This window comes from Paenibacillus arenilitoris (assembly GCF_014705655.1).
GTDB classification, from domain to species: domain Bacteria; phylum Bacillota; class Bacilli; order Paenibacillales; family Paenibacillaceae; genus Pristimantibacillus; species Pristimantibacillus arenilitoris.
The window spans coordinates 20,447-39,595 of record NZ_JACXIY010000016.1 but is presented as its reverse complement, the minus strand read 5'-3'; the positions used below and the strand labels follow the sequence as shown (position 1 = coordinate 39,595).

The following is a 19,149-nucleotide window of genomic DNA, read 5'->3' as shown; positions in this document are numbered from 1 at the left end:
TGGGGGGAAGCTCGTGGCAAACGAAGGGCAGCGGCTGCTCGTATTCGTCGGTTCCTATGCGGAAGCGGAAGAGAACGGCGTATACGCGTATGCTTTTGATGAAGAATTGGGCACATTAACGTTGCTAGACCAGTATGCCGGCATTAAAAATCCGACCTTTCTGAACGTGGACGCGGATCGGAACCGGTTGTACGCCATTTGCGAGACGCTAAGCCCGGAAGGGCAACGAATCGGCGCGGCGGCTTCATTCGCGATCGATCCGGCCTCGGGAACGATCAGCCTGTTGAACCGCCAACATACGACGGACGGCACGACCTGCCACATCCAGCGCGACGCCGAAAGCCGGTATTTGACCGTGACCAGCTACGGCGGGGGGATGATCGGCTTGAGCCGCATCGCGGAGGACGGCTCGATCGGCGAGGTGCTCGACGTGCGGCAGCATGAAGGACGAAGCGTGCACCCGGAGCGCCAAGACCGGCCGCATCCTCATTCCTCGCTGTACAGCCCGGACGGCAACTATTTGTATGTGCAGGACCTTGGACTCGACCGGATCGTAACTTACGCCGTACGGGACGGCAAGCTGGAGCGCCTTGGAGAGACGGAGCTTCATCCCGGCGCCGGTCCGAGACATCTTTCGTTCCATCCGAACGGGCGGTATGCGTATGTCATCAATGAGGTCGATTCGACGATTACCGCCTTTACATACGATGCCGCAAGCGGACGGCTCGATGCGCTGGGAACGGTGAGCACGCTGCCGGCCGAATTCGAGGGCGAGAATACATGCGCCGAAATCGCGGTGTCGAAGGACGGCAAATTCGTTTACGGCTCGAACCGCGGCCACGACAGCATCGTCGTCTATGCGGTCGACGAGAAGAACGGAACGCTGAATTACGTGCAGCATGCCTCCGTGGAGGGCGGCCATCCGCGTCATTTCGCGCTTACGCCAAGCGGACGCTACTTATTGGCGGCCAATCGCGACACGAATAATATCGCGGCGTTCGCCGTCGATCGCGACAGCGGAGAACTGCGTTATACCGGCAAAAGCACGACGGTTTCGAAGCCGGTATGCGTTATGCCCGTTTATTTTAAAATATAACAATTTATTCATGACATAAGTTAGGGAAGAAGAGGAGTTTTGCAAGCGTGGCTACGACCGAAGACGAGAAACAGAAGCTAATACCGACAAAAATTTTCAAATGCAAAAACCCCGAATGCAAAGCATGGGTCAGGGACGAATTTGCCGCCGGGGAGCAGGCATGCCCGATATGCAAAGGACCGATGCTAAGAAGCATGAGACATCTTCCGCCCGTACAGAACAAGGCGAAGTCGCAGCCGCGCAAGCCGAAATCGGACTATTAATAGGAAACGTACGACAACCAACCCTGCGATCAAGCGGCAGGGTTGGTTTTTTTTATGATGGCGGCAGAGGCTTCCGGCTTCCGGTTGTGTTAGGATAGAAGAAGCGAAACGTTATATCACGAGGTCAGGACGGATCTTCACATGCTGATTTATTTTATCGCCTTATTCACGGCGGCCTTCATTATATGGCTGAATAACAGAAGCGGCGAAACGAACCGGTGGGCGGCGTTTTTTTTGTGCAGCGCGTCGATCGGCGGGCTTGCCAATCTGCCGGCCGCAGCCGAATGGCCCGCAGCCGCAGCGGCGCTGCAGTTTCTGAATTATACGATCACGCCATACGGCGTTCTCGTGTTCGCCATCGTATATGCCGGAATGCCGGCGAGCGGATCGGCAAGGCGTAGGCTGAAGCTTTGGCTGCTGCTGCCGGTTATCGTCATGGCCGTCTATGCGGCGTTTCGATCCGGCGATCGCCTCTTTTTTGTACTGCTGCTCTTGTGGAGCGCGCCTTATTATTTGGCTGCCTGCGGTCTTCTTGTCTATTCAACCTGGATGGAGCGGGAGGCGAGGGCGAGGAGAAGCCGCTTCATCGCGACGATCATCATCGTGCCCACGCTGCTCGGCGTGCTGGCTTTTATTTACGTGGCGAAAGTGTTTTCGCCGGATTTCGATTTTTTTCATTACATCTCGGTCTTTATTATCTACTCGCTCGGGCTTGCGTTATTATGCACGTTCGTGTACGGCGTGCTCGGGGTTCGGGTCCGCCTGGAGCACGATCCGCTCGAGAGCACGATGAAGGCGGTCAGCACCGGCGCGGCGATGCTCAATCATACGATCAAGAACGAAATCGGGAAAATTTCGATCAGCACCGAAAATTTGAAATCGCTGCTCCCCGCGCAAGACGAGGAATCGCTGCACCATATGCGGATCATTACGAATTCGGCCAATCATATGCTCGAGATGGTGAACCGGATCCATCGCCAGATGAAGGATATCGTTCTGCGCGAAGAGCCGGTACGTCTCGACCTGCTGACCGATGCGTGCATGAGGCAGCATGAAGGGCTGATGGAGAAGCGCAAGGTGCGGTATCGCGCCGAATATGCCATTCGTCCGGTCGTCATCTGCGATCCCGTGCACGCGAGCGAGGCGATCGGGAACCTCATGACGAACGCGAGCGAAGCGATGCCCGGCGGCGGCGTTATCGAATTTCGGCTTCTTCCCTACAAAGGTGGCGTCTGCCTGTCGATTTTGGACGACGGCGTCGGCATCGACCCCGAAAAGCTGTCCCAAGCGTTCGAACCGTTCTACAGCAGCGGCAAATCCGGCGGCAACTTCGGACTCGGCCTATCCTATGTGTACAACGTGATGCAAAAAAGCGGCGGCAAGGCGGAAATCGCGCGCAGGGAAGGCGGCGGCACGAAGGTATCGCTCATCTGGCCGCGCAAAAAAACGGCGGAGTCGCATAGTAAGGGGAGGCAACCGTGATGAGTCACATTAAAGTGTTCATTGTCGAAGACGACGCGGACTGGGTGAAGGCGCTCACCTCTTATTTGAACCGCGAGGAGGATATGCTCGTAACGGGAACGGCTTCCCATTCGGATGAAGCGTTGAGCCTGGCGCGAACGACCCGCTTCGACATCGTGCTGATGGATATCCAGCTAGAGGGCAGCGAGCTGAACGGCATTCAGACGGCGGTCATGATGCACGAGCTGACGTCCGCCAAAATCATCATGCTGACGTCGCTAGCCGACGAGAAGTCGATGGCGCAATCGTTCACGGCGGGCGCGGTTCACTATTTGGAGAAATCGCGCTACAAGGAGCTTCCGCAAGCGATTCGCGCCGCGCATTATTATCCCGCGCCGATGGATGCGCTGCTTAAGGAGCTGGCGCGGCTAAAGCGGGAGGAACAGCTTAAAGCGCTGACCGGAGCGGAGAGGGAAGTGTTCGAGCTGATCGAAGCCGGCTACACGCAGTCGCAGATCGAACGGAAGTTGTATAAGGCGGAAAGCACGCTCAAAAATCAAATCAACAAAATGCTGAAAAAGTTCGGCGTCAAGAGCAGCAAGGAGGCGGTCGAGAAGGTCCGCCGCAGAGGCCTGTTCGATCGGGGAGATAACGAATAGGCGGGGACGCCGGAAAAATTCGAGAGGGTACTACAATCCGTAGTACCCCTTCGTTCGTCGTACTATGAAAGTTGGAACTGCAACGCGAAGGACGCATGCCGTACAATAGAAGCGAGAGGCAGGGATGAGGCGATGAGAAACTGGAAGATTGACGGCGCGGCGGCATCCGTCCTGTTGATCGACGGCGAGTGCGCGCTTTGCAGCGGCATTACGCGGTTCGTCGTGAAACGGGACAAACCGGGCAGGTTTCGCTTCGCTTCGCTGCAGTCGGGCGCCGGGCGGAAGCTCTTAACGGAGGCCCGGCTGCCGGTTGACGATTTTCAAACGTTCGTGCTGATCGAGAATAGCCGCATTTATACGAAATCGGAAGCGGCGCTGCGCGTGCTGCGGCGGTTGAACGGATTGTGGCCGCTTCTGTACCTGCTCATATGGATTCCCGCGGGCATTCGCGACCGGGTTTACGATTGGATCGCGCGGCGCCGCTACCGCCTGTTCGGGAAAGCAGATATTTGCCTGCTCCTATCGGCGGAAGTGAGGGAGCGATTTTTGATCGACGGCGTCTATGCGGCGCGTCGGGAGGGAGCCGGTGATGAGCAATAAACCGATATACGTCGAGCTGGCCATTGACGCTTCACTTGACGAGCTCTGGAAGTATACCCAGTCGCCGGAGCTGCACGAGCAGTGGGATTTGCGGTTTTCGGAAATCCGCTACTTGCCGAAGGCGAACGAATCGGACAATCAAAAATTCGTCTACCGGACGCGCATCGGGTTCGGCCTGCGCATCGAGGGAACGGGGGAGTCGGCGGTCATCATGAAAAACAACAGGAAGGACAGATTGTCGACGCTCGCGTTCGCATCGGACCAGCGGCTGTCCCTGATCCGGCAAGGAGGCGGCTTCTGGAAATACGAGCAGCGCCAGCCGGGGCAGCCGGTCACGTTCTCGACGCTGTACGACTACCGGACGCGGTTCGGACCGGCAGGCCGGCTGTTCGACCGGTGGCTCTTCCGGCCGTTGTTCGGATTCGCGACCGCATGGAGCTTTGACCGGCTCCGCCTATGGCTGGAGGAGCGCGTACCGCCGTCCGTTACGGCCGAGCGGGCGCTGATCCACTATTGCAGCGTCATGCTGCTCTTGCTCTTATGGTGCTTCGAAGGAATCGTACCGAAGCTTCTGTTCCCGGAATCCGGCGAGATGGCTCTGCTCGGCGGCACGGGATGGTTCGCGGGCGCGGAGCGGGAAGCGGTGCGGCTGCTCGGGCTGGGCGAAGTCGCGTTCGGCGTCGCGGCCGCCATCCTTCACCGCAAGCGATGGGCGCATTTGGCGCAGCTGGCCGCGCTGCTGCTGCTTACGATTCCGGCGCTCGCCTTCAACAGCGGGATTATGGCCGAGCCGTTCAATCCGCTCACGCTGCTGCTGCCGATGGCGGGGTTATGCATGGCCGCGTATTGGACGGCGCGGCAGCTGCCCGACGCCAGGCGATGCAGGCGGCGGCCCGCGGCCAATCCGCGCAAGGCAAGGAGGCGATCGAATGAGATCGATCTATGAACAGGCGTTAGGCGATGATTTCCGGAAGCTGCACCCGCAGATTCGCCAGCGGTTCGGCTTCAGCAGCGCGGACATGATCGCCTCGATCGGGCGAGGCGTCATGAAGCGGATCTGGTATAACAAGCTGGCCGCTCTTCCGCTGCAGATCGGAACGCTGAGGCATATGATGTTTCCGCAGGGGGGATGCGACGTTCCGTTCTCGATCGAAAATTACGCCTACGTCGACCGTTTCGGGCGAGAGACGGTGTCCTGGATCCGCAAGTTTCAGTTTCCGAGATCGGTCCGCCATTTCGACGCGACGATGATCTACAGCGGCGAGAGGGAGCGGATCGTCGATTACTTAGGCAATAGGCAGCATTTGGCCGTCGATCTGGACATCTCCGCGGCGCCGAACGGCGGCATCCGGATCCGGTCGGGCGAGCAGCGCTTCTACGAAGGAAGGCTTGGCTTCCGGTTTCCGAGACTGCTGACGGGCATCGCGGACGTGAACGAATGGTACGATGACGGCGAACAATGCTTTCGTATATCGGTTCACGTGAACAATCCGCTCCTCGGCCCGGTCTTCCGGTACGAAGGCAGCTTCCGGGCCGAGCTTATAGCGGCGAAGCCCGGCGCGATACCGGTCGGCATTCGTCCTTTGCGCGACGAAAGCAGGGAGTAGGCGGCCGCGGCCGCTTATTCCCTTTTGTCAGTCCGCCGATCGCCGTAGTATAATAGTTCCGTTCGGTCATAGACGGCTCGGGCGCTTGCATTCGCCGAGCCGAGGCGGCCCGATAGAAACGGAGCTAACGCGCAGATGAAAAAATTCAAAAAATTTTATATCGAAACGACGAGCATATGCAATCTTTCCTGCACGTTCTGTCCGCCGACGCAGCGGGCGAAAGGGTTTATAAGCCTAGACGATTTCACGAAAACGCTGGACCAGGTCAAGCCGCATACGGATTATATCTATTTGCACGTCAAAGGGGAGCCGCTGCTCCACCCGAAGATCGACGAGCTGCTCGACATCGCCCACGCGAAAGGCTTTAAGGTCAATATCACGACCAACGGCACCTTGATCGCGAAGAACAGAGCCAAGCTGCTGAACAAGCCGGCGCTGCGCCAGATCAACTTCTCGCTGCACAGCTTCGACGGCCATCCGGGCTCGAAGGACAAAGCGGGCTATTTGGCGGAAATCTTATCGTTCGCGCGCGAAGCGGTATCCGCAAGCGACATCATTATCTCGTTTCGGCTCTGGAACCTGGACATGGACAACGAAACGAATTTGCAGCGCCAAAAAAACCGCGAGCTTCTCGGCATGATCGAAGACGCGTTCCGGCTGGATTACCGGATCGAGGAAAAGTTTGCGCCCGGCACAGGCGTAAAAATCGCCGACCGGATCTATTTGAACCAGGATCCCGAATTTAAATGGCCGGATTTGAAGGAACCGGAGGACGACGGCAAAGGGTTCTGCCACGCGCTTCGCAACCAGGCGGGCATCCTTATCGACGGCACGGTCATCCCTTGCTGCCTCGACGGCGAAGGCGTCATTAATTTGGGCAATATTCACGAGACGAAATTTTCCGATATCATCGAGAACGAGCGGGCGGCGCGGCTGTACGACGGCTTCTCCCGCAGGGAAGCGGTCGAGGAGCTGTGCCGCAAATGCGGATATCGCCAGCGCTTCGGCTGACGGGAGGAACCGGGACAAATGCAGAAGACGATATTGATCGTGGAGGACGACCCCGCCATCGCCGAAATGGTCGCCGACCATTTGACGAAGGATGGCTATCAAGTGCTGCACGCACCGGACGGACGAGCAGGCCTGGAGAAGTTCGAACGGGAGCGGATCGATCTGATCGTGCTGGACTTGATGCTCCCCGAGCTGGACGGCACCGAGTTTTTGAAGCAGGTCCGTTCCGCGAGCTTCGTGCCCGTCCTAATCGTGTCGGCCAAGGACGGCGTGCTGGATAAGGCGCTCGGGCTCGGCTTCGGCGCGGACGATTATTTGACGAAGCCGTTCTCGTTGATCGAGCTTTCCGCGCGGGTGAACGCGTCGCTGCGCCGAGCGACCTTATACGCGGCGGAAGGGCGGCCGGAAGCGCGGAGCGGCACGACGCTCCGCATCCACGAGCTGACAATGGATACGGAGCGCCTCGCCGTCAGCAAGCGGGGGGAAGACGTTAAGCTGACCGGCAAGGAATATCACATTTTGAAGCTGTTCATGCTGAACCCGCGCCGCGCCTATTCCAAAGAGCAAATATACAGGGCGGTATGGCACGACGATTATTTCGGGGACGACAACGCGATTAATGTGCATATCAGCAGACTAAGGGACAAAATCGAAGACGATCCGTCGAGTCCTCGCTACATCATAACGGTATGGGGAATCGGCTACAAGCTGGGGGAGTTCTAGCATGCAGCCGTTTTTTGCCGCCGCTCTTTGCTTGCTGCTCGCCGCCGTCCTCTTACTTGTTCGGGACGTCCGCGCGCGCAAGAAACAAATCGTCTATATTCGCGCCAAGCTGGAGGAAGCAAACGCGGCGGAGGGGACGGTGCCGCTGTACTTGAACACGTCCGACCGCGAGCTGCAGCGGCTGCTCGTCCAGATCAACCGGCTCATCGACGGCAACCGCAAGGCGACGGCGGCTTACGCCAGGAACGAGCGCTCGATGCGCACCATGCTGACGAATATGTCCCATGACCTCAGAACGCCGCTGACGGTCGTGCTCGGCTTAACGGAGACGATCGCGAAGGACGAGGCGATGAGCGGCGAGGAGCGATCGCGCCTGCTTCACCGGGTCCATGCGAAAGCGCTCGAAATGACCGGCTTGATGGACAAGTTTTTCGATCTGGCAAGACTGGAATCCGACGATAAGCCGATTCCGCTCGCCGTCATTCCGATGCATGTTTTTTGCCAAAATCTCATTTTGTTCTTCTACGACGCGATTACCGCGAAGGGGCTTGAGGCCGCGATCGACCTGCCGGACGAGCCGCTGTACGCGCTTGGCAACGAAGAAGCGCTCGAGCGGATCTGCGGCAACCTGCTGACGAACGCCATCCGATACGGGAGCGGAGGCGGCGTCATCGGCTTCGCGCTGCGCGGCGGCGAGTCCGGCGTCGTCGTCGAGGTGTGGGATCGCGGCCAAGGGATCGCGGAGCCGAACCGGCAGCGCGTGTTCGAGAGGCTGTACACGCTGGAGGATTCGCGGAATCCGCTATATCAGGGGAGCGGTCTCGGACTCGCCATATCGAAGCGGCTCGCGCAGAAGCTGGGCGGCGATCTCGACCTGCGCAGCGTTCCCTACGAGAAAACCGTATTTACGCTTACGTTGAAGCAAGCCGCCGGTCCCCCGAATCGGCAAGGCCAGAACGCTAAGAAGGATCGCCGTTAGCCGCCGCCGCGGCGCCGGCGATTTTTTTTGTCGCGCCGTCGCGCCGATCGAAAGACTTTCTTAATCATTGCGAAACGGGAACGACAGCTTCATTTGTTACACTTGGCTTGCGAATGCGTAAATCTGCAGGATGAATTGGAGGAATGGCGAATTTGAGCATCGTATTGCGGACGACAGGGCTAAGCAAATCGTTTAAGGGCAAGGAAGTCGTGTCGGAGGTTAGCATGACGATACGCAAAGGCGAAATTTACGGCTTCCTCGGACCGAACGGAGCGGGGAAGACGACGGTGATGCGGATGCTGACGGGGCTCGTTGCGCCGTCCGGCGGGACGATCGAACTATTCGGCGAGCCGGTGCGGCGCGGCGAGGTCGAGCCGTTGAAGCGGATGGGCAGCATGATCGAGTACCCCGTGTTCTACGAGCATTTGTCGGCGCAGCAAAATATGCGGCTTCATTGCGACTATATGGGATGCTACGATCCGGACGCGATAGGGGAAGCGCTGCGGCTGGCCGGACTTAAGGATACGGGCGGGAAGCCGGTCAAGGCGTTCTCGCTCGGCATGAAGCAGAGGCTCGGCATCGCCAGGGCGATCTGCGCGAAGCCGGAGCTGCTCATCTTGGACGAGCCGGTCAACGGGATGGATCCCGTCGGCATCCGCGAGCTTCGCGAGCTGTTTCGGGCGCTCAGCAAGGATTACGGCATCACGATCCTTATATCCAGTCATATTTTGCAGGAAATCGAAGTATTGGCCGACACGATCGGCATCATCCATGAAGGGAAGCTGGTTGAGGAAGTGTCGATGGAGCAGGTGAGAAACGAGCGGACGGCCTGCATCGAAGCCGTCACGTCGGACGCGAGGCAAGCGGCCTTCGTCATCGAGGAGCAGCTCGGCATCCGCAGCTTCAAGGTGCTGGGGAACGACACGGTTCGCGTATACGACCCGCGGATCGCCCCATCCGAGCTGGCAAGAGCGCTCGTCCTTCACGGGATCGGCCTTACGAGCTTGACGAGGCGAAACGTGTCGCTCGAGGAGCAATTTTTGAAATGGATACAAGGAGGAAAGTCCCATGGCGATGCTGATGAGGCTCGAGCTTCGAAAAATTAGGCTGCGCAACTGGCTCTTGTCCTTTGCCGCCGCCAACCTCGTCATCGCGATGTGGGTCGTCACGAATTTGCCGAACGAGGGCGTTCGCACGTTCGTCGAAGCTTTCTACAGCAACCGTTCGTATGTCGAAATGACGTTCATCGTGTTCTCGTCGGTGTTCATGTCGAAGCTGGTGATGGACGAGTACAAATCGAAGACCGTCGCGAATTTGTTCGCGTATCCGATTGCCCGGAGCCGGCTGCTGGCCGCGAAGCTGATTGTGACCGCGCTGTTCTCCTTTGCCGCGTCGATGCTGTCGAACCTGTTCGTGGCGGCGTTCTTCCTTGCGGCCAACGCGAAGAACGGCTACATCGCGGAACCGCTCACGAGCGGACTGTTGACCGACGAAGCGCTGCGCATCTTCATTAACGCTTTCGCGGTCACCGGCGTCGTCCTGCTGCCGCTCTATGTCGGCATGGCGCGGAAATCGGGGAACGCGATCATCGTCGCATCGTTCGTCCTTGCGCTCGGACTCGGCGGCTCGCATGACGAGAGCGGGCATAATTGGACGCTTGCCGCCGCCATTGCAGCCTGCTGCGTGGGGGCGGGCTTCGTATCGGCCGCGTTTGCGGTACGCAAGGCGGAGCGGGAAGATATTTTATAGGACTCCCGTATTTTGTCGGCCTCCCCGAATTATGTTATGATTTGAAACGGGCTGCTTTCATCGGAATCTATCATTTCTAAGTTAGGAGATTTGCCGAAATGGATTTTTTAACGATTTTAAAAGCGATTATTCTCGGATTTGTGGAAGGGATGACGGAGTTTGCGCCCGTATCGTCGACGGGTCATATGGTCATCGTCGATGACATGTGGCTGCAGTCGGAGCAATTTTTGACGAAATATGTAGCCAATACGTTCAAAATCGTCATCCAGCTAGGCTCGATCCTGGCCGTCGTCATTTTGTTCCGGCACCGGTTCATCGAGCTGCTCGGCCTTAAATTCGGCAAGAACAAAACGGAAGCGGCATCCGCGGAGCCTGGGAAGAAATTGAAGCTTGCGCATGTCCTTGTGGGCCTTATCCCGGCCGGCGTGTTCGGTCTGCTGTTCGACGATTACATCGACGAGCATCTGTTCTCGACAAGAACGGTGCTGATCGGACTCGTGATCGGAGCGGTGTTCATGATCGTCGCCGACCGATTCAGGCCGAAGAAGCTGAAGACCGAAACGGTCGACCAGATTACGTACAAGCAGGCGCTGTCCGTCGGTCTCATTCAATGCTTGTCGCTCTGGCCGGGCTTCTCGCGTTCCGGATCGACGATCTCTGGCGGCGTATTGCTCGGCATGAGCCACCGCGCGGCCGCCGACTTCACGTTCATTATGGCCGTGCCGATTATGGCCGGAGCCAGCTTGCTCTCGCTCGCGAAAAATTGGGAATACTTCACGCTCGATACGCTTCCTTTCTTCATTGCGGGCTTCATCAGCGCGTTCGTATTCGCCGCCATTTCGATTCGCTTCTTTCTAAAGCTGATTAACAAGATCAAGCTCGTGCCGTTCGCGATATACCGGATCGTGCTCGCGGCCGTCATCTACTTCGTCTATTTCTAAAAAAAGATAGTAGGCCTGCTCTCCATGACTGGGAGCAGGCCTTTATTATTGCCGCAGCTATTGCCGCTGCGCCTCGTATATCCCCGTCCGCCCCGAGAAGAGGAAGCTGATCAAGCAGCCGATGAACAAATAGACCGCGCCCTCCGAACCGAATAATTCGATCCCCATGACAAAGCAGGCGATCGGCGTTTTGGCGGCGCCGCCAAAAACCGATACGAAGCCGACCGCCGCAAGGAACGGCGCGGATACGCCGAGCAGGCCGGCCAAGGCGCTGCCGAGCGTCGAGCCGATGACGAACAGCGGCGTCACCTCTCCTCCTTGGAAGCCGGCGCCGAGCGTTACCGACGTGAACAGCGTCTTGAGCAGGAAATCGAGCGGCGAAGCGGCCGTTTCGAACGATTCCCGGATAAGGGGAAGGCCAAGCCCCAAATAATCGCGCGTTCCGACCGCGTACGCAAGCCCGATTACGATCAGTCCGCCGGCTGCGCTTCTTAAGACCGGATGCTTGAACCATCGGCCGAACAGCAGCTTGATCTGCTTGGTTAGCCGGGTGAACAGAAGGGCGGCCAATCCGAACGCGATCGATGCGGCTATTAGTTTGGCAAGGAACGGCAAATCGGCTGCCGGGACGGGGCCCATCGCGTAATGGATATGCCGGATGCCCCAGGCCGTCGTTACGAGATGGCCGACGGAGCTCGCGACGAAGCACGGGAGCAGCGCTTCGTAGCTGCCGATCATGCCGATCGCCAGCACCTCCAAGCCGAATACCGTCCCGGCTAGCGGCGTTCCGAACACGGAGCCGAATCCGCCGCTGATGCCGCATATCAATAGGAGCTTGCGGTCCGTCGCATTCAGCTTGAGCAGCCTTCCAAGCCGCTCCGCCAAGCTGCCGCCCATCTGCACCGCCGTCCCCTCGCGGCCGGCCGAGCCTCCGAACAAATGCGTCGTCCACGTGCCGATCAGGACGAGCGGCGCCATTCGCAGCGGGATGGCGCCGTTACCGTCATGAATTTGCTCGATAATGAGATTGTTGCCTCTGCCGGCCTCTTTGCCGGCTTTCATGTACAAATAAGCGACGGCCGCTCCTCCGACGGGCAGCAGCCATAGCAGCCACGCATTCGCTTCCCTCGTCCTCGTCGCGAGGTCCAGTCCGGCAAGGAAGAGGGCGGAGGCGCTCCCCGTCACGCTACCTGCAAACCCGGCGATGCACAGCCATTTGAGCGAAAATAAGACAACAGCCTTCACAATTCGACGCCCCTTCGATGTGTTCTAATAAAAAAACTCCTACCGGCAGCAAAAAAATGCCTGGTAGGAGTCATTAGCGCTAAGGCGGTTATGGCGAACTCCATCGCCAAATTTCGCCTTAATTATACCGGGTGGCGAACCTCTGGTCAATGACCGCAATAAATATAAACAAAAATAATAAATGGACACGTTGTGATGAATTGATTTTTCCTGATCCAATCAACCCCGACATTATAAGAAAGTCTTATATACCATAAATGACAAGGGGATAAAACCGCCGTATAGCGTACGATAAGAGAGGATGTGGGAGGAATTGGATGGATCGGCCCCCTGACCCCTCCTCTCGATACGAGAGCAGGCTATTCGCTGAATTATCATACAATTCTGGAAATGACCTCCCAGGAGATAGATGGTAGCCTTATAGGTGTTCCAGAAAACAGAAAGGAAGTGGGAAGTCGTGAAGAAGGGCATAGCCGCCATTATGGCGCTGTCCGTGCTGCTGCTGGCAGCCTGCGCTAACCAAGGCGCGGAGAAAACGGATACGCTTGAGGAAGCGAGGAAGAACGGTTACATAACCGTCGGCTTCGCGAACGAAAATCCGTATGCCTACAAAGACGCGGATGGAAATTTAACGGGGGAAGCGGTAGAAATTGCGCGAGTCATTCTGAAACGGCTCGGGATCGACGAGCTGCGCGGGGAGCTGACGGAATTTACGTCCCTTATCGCGGGCCTTCAGGCGGAGCGATTCGATCTGATTACCGCCGGCATGTTCATTCGGGAGGATCGGTGCAGCGCCGTGCTGTTCGCCAATCCGGAATACAGCATCGGCGAAGGACTGGCCGTCAAGGCCGGCAATCCGCTCGGCCTGACGAGCTATAAGGCGATCGCCGATCATCCGGAGGCGAAGGTCGCCGTCATGTCCGGCGCGGTGGAGGTCGAATATTTGAAAAAATCCGGCATTCCCGAGGATCGCATGGTCATTGTGCCCGACCAGGACGCAGCGATCAGCGCGCTGCAATCCGGAAGGGCGGATGCGATGACGATGACCGGTCCCGCGTTGGAGTCGCGCTTGACGGCAGCGGGCGACAGCAAGCTTGAGCGGGTTATGGATTTCGAGCAGCCGGAAATCGACGGAGAAAGCGTGCGGGGCTACGGCGCAACCGCCTTCCGGTTCGGCGACGAAGCGTTTCAGGAGGCTTATAACGCCGAGCTGGAGAAAATGAAGGAATCCGGCGAGCTGCTCGAAATTTTGCAAAAGTTCGGATTTACGGAGCAGGAGCTGCCGGGGGATGCTACGGCTGAAGCGCTCTGTAAGGCATAGCCATGAATCTGCCTTGGCTGGAATCGCTTCCGTTGCTCGTTGACGGACTGCTCATTACGGTTCAAGTAGCCGTCCTGTCCTCCGTCGTTGCGCTGGCGCTGGCGGCGGCGGCAGGGCTCGCAAGAACATCGCGCTACGCCGCGATACGGGGATTGGCAGGCACCTATGTGGAAATTTTCCGCGCTTGTTCGCTGCTCGTGCTGTTGTTCTGGGTTTACTTCGCTCTTCCTTTTCTTGGGATAGAGCTGTCGAAAGTAACGGCTGCCGTGCTGGCAATCGGCCTTAATATCGGCGCCTACGGGGCGGAGATCGTCAGAAGCTCGCTCAAGGCGATTCCGGAAGGTCAGCATGAAGCGGGCATTGCGCTCAATTTATCCCCGAATGAGCGGATGCTCCGAATCATTCTGCCGCAGGCGGTCGCTCGGATGCTGCCGCCGTTCGGGAATTTGTTGATCGAGCTGCTGAAGTCCACCTCGCTCGTATATTTCATTACGTTGTCCGACCTGACCTACGAAGCGATGGTTATTCGGAACAATTATTATACGTGGACGCCGCATATTTTCGGCTCATTGTTGATCATTTATTTCTTGCTGTCGTCTTGCATTTTTATAACGTTCCGGCTGCTTGAACGCAAGCTGACGGCGTGGAGGTGAACGGGACGATGTGGAAATGGGATTATGTCATCGAGCTTTTGCCAGCGCTGCTTCAAGCATTTGGGGTTACGCTAGGCGCTACGCTCGCGGGCTTCGCATTATCGATTATTATCGGCCTGCTGTTCGCCGTCGGCGCCCGTTCCCCGATCGTACCGGTAAGGCTGACCGTCCGCGCCGTCGTCGATTTTATCCGCAGCACGCCGCTGCTCGTGCAGCTTTTCTTCCTGTATTTCAGCCTGCCGATGCTGACGCCGTTCGCGATGTCCGCCTTCGCGACCGGAGTGATCGGACTTGGCCTTCACTACGGCACGTATATGTCGGAAGTGTTCCGCTCGGGCATCGAAGCCGTGCCGCGCGGCCAATGGGAAGCGGCGACCGCGCTTCACTTGTCCAAACGGAAGACGTGGTTCTCGGTCATTTTGCCGCAGGCGCTGCCGCCGGTCATCCCGATGATGGGCAACTATTTGATCGTTATTTTCAAGGAAACGCCGACCTTATCCGCGATAACCGTAGTCGAGCTGCTGCTCACGGCGAAGAGCGAGGCTTCGATAACGTACCGCGTCTTTGAGCCGTATTCGATCGTGGGACTTCTGTTTCTGATCACGAGCTTGCTCTTCTCGCTCGGCATACGGTATTTCGAGAAAAGGTATTTCGGCGGACACATTGCGGACGGGGGTGGAAAACGATGATAGCGGAAGCGGAAAACGGCTTGAAGCCGGAACGGGAGGAAGCGGCCGAGCAAACCGGGCTCCCGAACGGCTATACGCATCTGGTGCCGATCGTACGGTATCGTTCGATTCAGAAGAGCTTCGGCGAGCTGCAAGTCATCAAAGGGATCGATCTCGATATTTACCCCGGAGAGAAAATCGCGCTGATCGGTCCGAGCGGTTCGGGGAAAACGACGCTCGGCCGCATGCTCATGACGCTGGAGGAGCCTTCGTCGGGCACGATCACGATCGAGGATGAGCCTTTGTGGCAGATGGAGAAGAAGGGTAATTTGGTTCGCGCCAGCGAGAAGCATCTGCATCGGATGCGCAGTAAAGTCGGGATGGTGTTCCAGCACTTCAATCTGTTTCCCCATATGACGGTGCTGAGAAACGTTACGCTTGCACCGCGTTCCGTTCTCCGATTGGCGAAGGAAGAAGCGGAGGAACGCGCGGTCGAGATGCTGCGCAAGGTGGGACTCGAGAACAAACTGCACGAGTACCCGGCCAAGCTATCGGGCGGGCAGAAGCAGCGCGTCGCCATCGCGCGGGCGCTCGTCATGCAGCCGAAGGTCATGGTGTTCGACGAGGTGACCTCGGCTCTTGATCCGGAATTGGTCGGCGAGGTTCTTAATGTCATTAAGGATATTGCCGAGGACGGCAACATGGCCATGCTGCTCATCACGCACGAAATGGAATTCGCCAGAGAAGTCGCCGACCGCATCGTATTCGGCGCGGAAGGGCGGATCGTCGAGCAGGGCACGCCCGTGGAATTGTTCGAAAACCCGCAAAGCGACCGGCTTAAGTCTTTCCTTCAGCGCTTCCGGTAATGATACTGCGGTTCGCCTGCCGACAAGGAGGTGTTGTAAAGATGAGCTTGATAACGAATGGAAGCATCAGCTATCGCGTTCCCGCCCCGCAGGACGGAGCGGACGTTTGGCGGCTGGTCAAGGAAGCCGGCACGCTGGATCTTAATTCGCCCTATTGCTATATCATGCTTTGCGACAAATTTCGCGGCACATGCGCCATCGCCCGAAGCGACGAATCGGTTATCGGTTTTGTGTCGGGGTACCGGCTGCCGGATAAGCCGGATACGCTGTTCGTGTGGCAGGTCGCCGTCAAGCGCGAAGCAAGGGGCAAGGGCGTCGCCAAATCGCTGCTGCGGGAAGTGCTGCAGCGACAGGGCAACGAAACGATCCGATTCGTCGAAGCGACCGTCGGCCCGGATAACGCGGCGTCCGGCCGGCTGTTCAAAAGTTTGGCCGAGGAACGCGGCTGCCGTTGCACCGTTACCGAACACTACGGGAGCGAGCTGTTTCCCGGATCGACGGGACATGACCGGGAGCTGATGCACCGGGTCGGTCCTCTGCGTTAGGAGCGGGTCCATGATCAGAACCGAAGAAAGAAAGGGTGATTCATAATGAGTACGAAGCAAGCGGAAGCAACGGATATGCAAGTGTTCAACAAGCTGGAATCGGAGGTGCGGAGCTATTGCCGCAGCTTTCGGACCGTGTTCAAGAAAGCGTCGAACGCCTTCATGTGGGACGTTCACGATCGGCGCTACATCGATTTTTTCGCGGGAGCCGGAGCGCTGAATTACGGGCATAACGATGACTCGATCCGGAAGAAGCTCGTCGAATACTTGATGAGCGACGGCGTCGCCCACAGCCTGGACATGGCGACGGAGGCGAAGGAGAGTTTTTTGGTCAAGTTCCAAAACGTTATCCTGAAGCCGCGCGGGCTCGACTACAAAGTAATGTTCCCCGGACCGACGGGGACGAATACGGTGGAGAGCGCGCTCAAAATCGCCCGTAAAGCGACAGGGCGCACGAATGTAATCTGCTTCACGAACGCGTTCCACGGGATGACGCAAGGATCGCTGGCGGCGACCGGCAACCGGTTCAAGCGCGGCGGAGCCGGACAGCCGCTAGGCGGCACGACCTTCATGCCGTACGACGGGTACTTCGGCGAGGAGCAGGATACGAGCCTCATGCTCGGCAAGCTGCTGGACGACCCGGGCAGCGGGATCGACCTGCCTGCCGCCGTCATTCTGGAGACGGTCCAAGGCGAAGGCGGTCTCAACCTGGCGTCACCTTCATGGCTTCGAAGCGTGGAGCGGATATGCCGCAAGCACGGCATCCTTCTCATCGTGGACGACGTGCAGATGGGCTGCGGCCGGACCGGAAGCTTCTTCAGCTTCGAGGACGCCGGCCTATCCCCCGACATCGTGTGCCTGTCCAAGTCGATCGGCGGCTATGGGCTTCCGCTCGCGCTAACGCTCATTAAGCCCGAATACGACATCTGGCGTCCGGGCGAGCATAACGGCACGTTCCGCGGCAACAACCTGGGCTTCGTCGCGGCGACCGAAGCGCTTCGTTTCTGGGAAAACGGACAATTTCAGGCTTCGATCGAGCGCAAATCCGTCGTCATCGGCAATGCGTTGAAGCGTTTCGCCGCGAATTATCCGGAGCTCGTCAAGGAAACGAGAGGAAAGGGCTTCATTCAAGGGCTCGTCTTCCATAAGCCGGAGCACGCGGCCTCGTTATGCGCCGAAGCGTTCAGCAACGGGCTCATCATGGAAACGTCGGGACCGTTCGACGAGGTCGCGAAGCTGATGCCGCCGCTCACCATTGAGGAATCGGTATTGCGGCAAGGACTGGCGATCGTGGAGCAAGGGCTTGACCGGCTCCAGGCCAGCTTGGCGACGCCGAGCGAACCCGCTTTAAAGCAGGAGATGAACGCCTAGCTTGTATTGTTAGCCATAGCTTGCATGAACGAATTTCGAATAAGGAGGCTGCCGCAATGATCGTAAAGCATTTGTCGGATGTAGTCGGAACGAAGGACGATATCGATACGAAAACCTGGAACGCGAGAAGGCTGCTTTTGAAGAAGGACGGCATGGGCTTCTCCTTGCACGATACGCGGATCAAAGCCGGCACCGAGACGCTTATTTGGTACCGCAACCATGTCGAAGCCGTCTATTGCATCGAGGGCGAAGGCGAAATCGAGGTGATCGGCGGCGAGACGTACAACATTCGGCCCGGCATTCTGTATGCGCTTGACGGCCATGAGAAGCATATGCTTCGCGCCAAGTCGGAGCTCCGCATGGTGTGCGTGTTCAACCCGCCGCTGACGGGCGATGAAGTGCATGACGAGAACGGCGTTTATCCGCTTGTCGAGACCAATTAAACTCAAATCGAAGGAGTGATCGCGATGCAATTTGCAAACACGAAACAAACGGCGAGCCCATCCGCCGCCGACCGGTATCCGTCCCGGGTCGAGGAACAGCCGGCCTTTCTTGAACGTCAGGATCCGGTCGTCTACTCGGAATGGACGGCGGACAGTCCGCTTACGAAGGAGCAATCGGCCTTTTACGAGAAGAACGGATATTTGGTGCTCGACCGGTTTTTCTCGAAGGAGGAGATCGGGGAGTGGCGCACGGAGCTTAGAAGACTAAGGGAAATATATCAAAGCAAAGAAGCGGAGCATGTCATTGCCGAGCCGGAAAGCCGGGAGGTCCGTTCCATCTTCGCCGTGCACGACAACAATGAAATGTTCAAGCGGCTCGCGGCCCATCCCCGCCTCGTCGCGATCGCGGAATATTTGCTCGGCTCCGGTACTTACATTCATCAATCGCGCATTAACTTTAAACCCGGCTTCTCGGGCAAAGAGTTTTATTGGCATTCCGACTTCGAAACGTGGCACGTGGAGGACGGCATGCCGGCGATGCGGGCGTTCAGCTGCTCGATCGCGCTTGAGGATAACTTCCATCATAACGGTCCGCTCATGGTCATACCCGGTTCGCACACCGCGTTCGTATCCTGCATCGGCAAAACGCCGGACAACCATTTCAAGCAATCGCTTCGCCGCCAGGAGTACGGCGTGCCCGACCCGGACAGCTTGGAGAAGCTGAGCCGCGAAGGCGGCATTCACACGACGATCGGGGAAGCCGGCTCCATCGTGCTGTTCGACTGCAACATCATGCACGGCTCGAACAGCAACATTACGCCGGATCCGCGAAGCAATGTGTTCCTCGTCTACAATTCGGTCGAGAACCGGCTCCGGGAGCCATATTCCGGCCAGAAGCCGCGTCCTCCCTATATCGCAACGAGGTCGTAAATGACGACGGTTTCCAAA

The 19,149-nt window shown here is 57.9% G+C and carries 22 protein-coding genes and 1 riboswitch; of the genes, 21 read left to right on the top strand and 1 reads right to left on the bottom strand.

Annotated elements, in window-relative coordinates; genetic code table 11:
• Positions 1-13: 13 nt before the first annotated feature.
• From IDH41_RS14310 to IDH41_RS14250, 13 genes are all read left to right on the top strand, one after another.
• Entirely contained in the window at positions 14-1,096 is a 1,083-nt protein-coding gene (locus IDH41_RS14310; protein WP_190862142.1) for a lactonase family protein, read from the top strand.
• 47 nt (positions 1,097-1,143) lie between these two features.
• On the top strand, positions 1,144-1,359 hold the full coding sequence (locus tag IDH41_RS14305) for a cold-inducible protein YdjO-related protein (RefSeq protein WP_190862141.1): 216 nt from the start codon (positions 1,144-1,146) through the stop codon (positions 1,357-1,359).
• A 141-nt stretch (positions 1,360-1,500) separates the two neighbouring features.
• Positions 1,501-2,841: a sensor histidine kinase gene (locus IDH41_RS14300; protein WP_190862139.1), complete on the top strand. Its 1,341-nt coding sequence runs from the start codon at positions 1,501-1,503 to the stop codon at positions 2,839-2,841.
• A complete protein-coding gene (locus IDH41_RS14295; protein ID WP_190862138.1) occupies positions 2,841-3,479 on the top strand; it encodes a response regulator transcription factor in 639 nt (212 codons plus the stop codon). Before IDH41_RS14300 ends, IDH41_RS14295 begins: the two co-directional genes overlap by 1 nt.
• A 132-nt stretch (positions 3,480-3,611) precedes the next feature.
• A complete protein-coding gene (locus IDH41_RS14290; protein WP_190862136.1) occupies positions 3,612-4,079 on the top strand; it encodes a thiol-disulfide oxidoreductase DCC family protein in 468 nt (155 codons plus the stop codon).
• A complete protein-coding gene (locus IDH41_RS14285) occupies positions 4,069-5,025 on the top strand; it encodes a DoxX-like family protein (RefSeq protein WP_190862134.1) in 957 nt (318 codons plus the stop codon). The genes IDH41_RS14290 and IDH41_RS14285 overlap by 11 nt, the downstream gene beginning before the upstream one ends.
• Positions 5,009-5,686 (top strand): DUF4166 domain-containing protein, encoded by a 678-nt coding sequence (locus tag IDH41_RS14280; protein ID WP_190862132.1) that lies wholly within the window; start codon positions 5,009-5,011, stop codon positions 5,684-5,686. The genes IDH41_RS14285 and IDH41_RS14280 overlap by 17 nt, the downstream gene beginning before the upstream one ends.
• A gap of 135 nt (positions 5,687-5,821) precedes the next feature.
• The gene (locus IDH41_RS14275) at positions 5,822-6,697 is read left to right on the top strand and encodes a radical SAM/SPASM domain-containing protein (RefSeq protein ID WP_190862130.1); all 876 of its coding nucleotides are present in this window, start codon (positions 5,822-5,824) and stop codon (positions 6,695-6,697) included.
• 18 nt (positions 6,698-6,715) lie between these two features.
• Positions 6,716-7,420, top strand: coding sequence for a response regulator transcription factor (locus IDH41_RS14270; protein ID WP_317890752.1), 705 nt, complete (start codon positions 6,716-6,718; stop codon positions 7,418-7,420).
• A 1-nt stretch (position 7,421) separates the two neighbouring features.
• Positions 7,422-8,399, top strand: a complete 978-nt coding sequence (locus tag IDH41_RS14265; RefSeq protein ID WP_190862128.1) for a sensor histidine kinase — start codon at positions 7,422-7,424, stop codon at positions 8,397-8,399.
• A gap of 152 nt (positions 8,400-8,551) precedes the next feature.
• Positions 8,552-9,505, top strand: a complete 954-nt coding sequence (locus IDH41_RS14260) for an ABC transporter ATP-binding protein (protein WP_190862126.1) — start codon at positions 8,552-8,554, stop codon at positions 9,503-9,505.
• Complete coding sequence (locus IDH41_RS14255) at positions 9,468-10,148, top strand: ABC transporter permease (protein WP_190862124.1); 681 nt, start codon at positions 9,468-9,470, stop codon at positions 10,146-10,148. Before IDH41_RS14260 ends, IDH41_RS14255 begins: the two co-directional genes overlap by 38 nt.
• Positions 10,149-10,246: 98 nt before the next feature.
• Positions 10,247-11,089 (top strand): undecaprenyl-diphosphate phosphatase, encoded by an 843-nt coding sequence (locus IDH41_RS14250; protein ID WP_190862122.1) that lies wholly within the window; start codon positions 10,247-10,249, stop codon positions 11,087-11,089.
• A 57-nt stretch (positions 11,090-11,146) separates the two neighbouring features.
• Here IDH41_RS14250 and IDH41_RS14245 read toward each other — a convergent pair whose 3' ends face one another.
• Positions 11,147-12,334, bottom strand: a complete 1,188-nt coding sequence (locus IDH41_RS14245; protein WP_190862120.1) for a voltage-gated chloride channel family protein — start codon at positions 12,332-12,334, stop codon at positions 11,147-11,149.
• Between the two features lie 57 nt (positions 12,335-12,391).
• A riboswitch (Fluoride riboswitch) is annotated at positions 12,392-12,451 on the bottom strand.
• A 364-nt stretch (positions 12,452-12,815) separates the two neighbouring features.
• Between IDH41_RS14245 and ehuB the strand changes: the two genes are divergently transcribed.
• The 8 genes from ehuB to thpD are packed head-to-tail and all read left to right on the top strand — an operon-like array spanning position 12,816 to position 19,131.
• Positions 12,816-13,655, top strand: a complete 840-nt coding sequence (gene ehuB, locus IDH41_RS14240; RefSeq protein ID WP_190862365.1) for an ectoine/hydroxyectoine ABC transporter substrate-binding protein EhuB — start codon at positions 12,816-12,818, stop codon at positions 13,653-13,655.
• Between the two features lie 2 nt (positions 13,656-13,657).
• Positions 13,658-14,308, top strand: coding sequence for an ectoine/hydroxyectoine ABC transporter permease subunit EhuC (gene ehuC / locus IDH41_RS14235; protein WP_190862118.1), 651 nt, complete (start codon positions 13,658-13,660; stop codon positions 14,306-14,308).
• A gap of 8 nt (positions 14,309-14,316) precedes the next feature.
• Entirely contained in the window at positions 14,317-14,997 is a 681-nt protein-coding gene (ehuD, locus tag IDH41_RS14230) for an ectoine/hydroxyectoine ABC transporter permease subunit EhuD (protein ID WP_190862116.1), read from the top strand.
• Complete coding sequence (ehuA, locus tag IDH41_RS14225) at positions 14,994-15,842, top strand: ectoine/hydroxyectoine ABC transporter ATP-binding protein EhuA (protein WP_223829732.1); 849 nt, start codon at positions 14,994-14,996, stop codon at positions 15,840-15,842. The genes ehuD and ehuA overlap by 4 nt, the downstream gene beginning before the upstream one ends.
• 41 nt (positions 15,843-15,883) lie before the next feature.
• Entirely contained in the window at positions 15,884-16,387 is a 504-nt protein-coding gene (ectA, locus tag IDH41_RS14220; protein ID WP_190862114.1) for a diaminobutyrate acetyltransferase, read from the top strand.
• Positions 16,388-16,432: 45 nt separating this feature from the next.
• Entirely contained in the window at positions 16,433-17,758 is a 1,326-nt protein-coding gene (gene ectB / locus IDH41_RS14215; protein ID WP_190862112.1) for a diaminobutyrate--2-oxoglutarate transaminase, read from the top strand.
• A gap of 56 nt (positions 17,759-17,814) precedes the next feature.
• Complete coding sequence (locus IDH41_RS14210; protein ID WP_190862111.1) at positions 17,815-18,201, top strand: ectoine synthase; 387 nt, start codon at positions 17,815-17,817, stop codon at positions 18,199-18,201.
• Positions 18,202-18,225: 24 nt separating this feature from the next.
• Complete coding sequence (gene thpD, locus IDH41_RS14205; protein WP_190862109.1) at positions 18,226-19,131, top strand: ectoine hydroxylase; 906 nt, start codon at positions 18,226-18,228, stop codon at positions 19,129-19,131.
• Positions 19,132-19,149 lie beyond the last annotated feature (18 nt).